Raw genomic sequence first — 525 nt, 5'->3', positions numbered from 1 at the left:
GTGGACGTCGCTCCGCGCCTCAAAACCCTCAAGGTCACGGAACCCGCCAAGCGCGGTGCCGGCGTCAAGGTGGCCGATGTGGCTGCCCTGGTCGAGAAACTCAAGAACGAAGCCAAAGTCATCTAAGGAGAACAAGAAAATGACCGTACTCGTTATTGCTGAACACGACAACGCCGCCATCAAGGGCGCAACGCTCAACACCGTGACCGCCGCCATTGCCTGCGGTGGCGACGTGCACGTGCTGATCGCCGGCCACAACGCCGGTGGCGCTGCCGCTGCTGCTGCCCAGATCGCCGGTGTCGCCAAGGTCCTGCACGCCGACGCGCCTGGCCTGGAACACGGTCTGGCCGAGAACGTGGCCGCGCAAGTCCTCGCGATCGCATCCAACTACAGCCACATCCTGTTCCCCGCGACCGCCAGCGGCAAGAACGTGGCCCCCCGCGTGGCGGCCAAGCTCGACGTCGCGCAGATCAGCGACATCACCAAGGTGGTAACCCCCGACACCTTCGAGCGCCCCATCTACGC

The 525-nt window shown here is 65.0% G+C and carries 2 pseudogenes; both read left to right on the top strand.

Features of this window, described 5'->3' with window-relative positions:
• Positions 1-126: pseudogene (locus AC07PF_RS33110) on the top strand (electron transfer flavoprotein subunit beta/FixA family protein); the annotation flags it as partial.
• Positions 127-139: 13 nt separating this feature from the next.
• Positions 140-525 (top strand): annotated as a pseudogene (locus tag AC07PF_RS33105) (electron transfer flavoprotein subunit alpha/FixB family protein); the annotation flags it as partial.

The organism is Acidovorax sp. GW821-FHT10A04 (genome assembly GCF_059415825.1).
Note: the sequence above shows the minus strand (reverse complement) of the source record. Positions and strands in the feature narration are given on the sequence as shown.